Consider the following 1517-nt stretch of genomic DNA (forward strand, 5'->3'; position numbering starts at 1 on the left):
CTGAGCAGCTCATCGTTTCTGGAGGTTGTGTATCGGTGATCAACCCATTCTCATCCTTCCGGTGGAGACATTCTTCTCGCTCTCCAGCTGGGATCCCAGAAGTTGAACCTCAGCCCCCAGACGCTTCCGATCCTTTTGCTTCCCAACGGGAGCAGATGGTCAAGAAACAGCTCATCAAACGAGGGATCCGAGATCCACGGGTACTGGAAGCCATGGGAAAAGTGCCGCGTCACCTTTTTGTCCCCTCTGATCTGCGGGATCGGGCCTACAGGGATTGCCCTCTGCCCATCGGCTATGGCCAGACCATTTCTCAGCCCTATATTGTTGCTTTTATGACAGAAGCTGCTCGCCTCACGCCTGAATCGGTGGTGTTGGAAATCGGCACCGGCTCCGGCTATCAGGCGGCTGTTTTGGCAGAGCTGGCCCGGCAAGTGTATAGCCTGGAGCGTCTGTCCCCATTGGCTGCTCAAGCTCAACAAACCCTGGCTGCCCTGGGCTATCGCAACGTGGAAGTGCGTCAGGGGGATGGCTACCAAGGTTGGCCAGAGCATGCTCGCTACGATGCCATTCTGGTGACGGCAGCGCCCCCAACTGTGCCCATGGTGCTGCTGGATCAACTGGCGGTGGGGGGCACCTTGGTGGTGCCGGTGGGAGAAAGCCCTTCGGACTCCGGTGCCCAGGGATCCCAGTCCTTGCTGATCCTCTGCAAAACAGCCCAAGGATGGGTTCAAAAAGGGGCTTTTCCGGTGCAGTTTGTGCCCATGGTCTAGGGTTTTGCCCCCTCTACTCCTGCCAAAAGGTGGGCGCGAATTTGCAAAGCCAATTGGGGACGGTCGGTAATCAACCCTTGAACAACGGGATTTTGTCCTACTGAGCCGGCAAATGGCTGCAAGCACAACTTCATCACTTCAGGATCGTTCACCGTCCAAACGTACAGAGGGATCCCGGCCTGTTCAGCTTCAGCCAAGAACTGCAAGTTCACCCAACTGTAGTGGGGGGCCAGAAAATCCGCTCCCAACTCCCGGCAACGGGTAAGTAAAGATCCCTTGGCTTGCTCCTCAGCCTTTGCCTCGATCAACAGGCCAACCTTGGGTTGCGGGGACAAAAGCGTTTTAACCCGCTGCACCACCTGAGGCAAAAAAGAGGTGATCACAAATTCTTCGGGGGTCAAAATATCGCTAACGAGGGCAAGGACTTGTTCCTCATAGCCTGCTTCTTTGAGTTCGATATCGAGGGTGATCTTGCCCTTGATATGTGACAGGGTCTCTTCAAGAGTGGGAATCGTGGGTTTGCGGGCCCGAATCTCGGCCCAAGTTAATGCGGCCAAAGGCTGTCCATCCAAATCGGCATCGTGAACAACCAGTGGGATCCCATCTCGGCTACGGCGCACATCCAGCTCAATTTGCTCGGCCCCCACCTCAATAGCGGCAGCAAAAGCGGCCAACGTGTTTTCCTCGGCGTGGGTGTGCTCCCCACGGTGGGCGACAATCTGGGTGTAGGGGAGCATGTCAGCACCT

The 1517-nt window shown here is 56.4% G+C and carries 2 protein-coding genes; one reads left to right on the forward strand and one right to left on the reverse strand.

What is annotated here, in order from left to right; genetic code table 11:
- Positions 1-35: 35 nt before the first annotated feature.
- Complete coding sequence (locus tag NW829_RS12200; protein ID WP_414417195.1) at positions 36-770, forward strand: protein-L-isoaspartate(D-aspartate) O-methyltransferase; 735 nt, start codon at positions 36-38, stop codon at positions 768-770.
- Here the strand turns inward: NW829_RS12200 and NW829_RS12205 are convergent.
- The coding region (locus NW829_RS12205) for a glycerophosphodiester phosphodiesterase (RefSeq protein WP_414417194.1) at positions 767-1517 on the reverse strand (751 nt) is incomplete at its 5' end. The two genes, NW829_RS12200 and NW829_RS12205, sit on opposite strands and share 4 nt — an antisense overlap.

This window comes from Synechococcus sp. R55.8 (genome assembly GCF_047461895.1).
GTDB lineage: Bacteria > Cyanobacteriota > Cyanobacteriia > Thermostichales > Thermostichaceae > Thermostichus.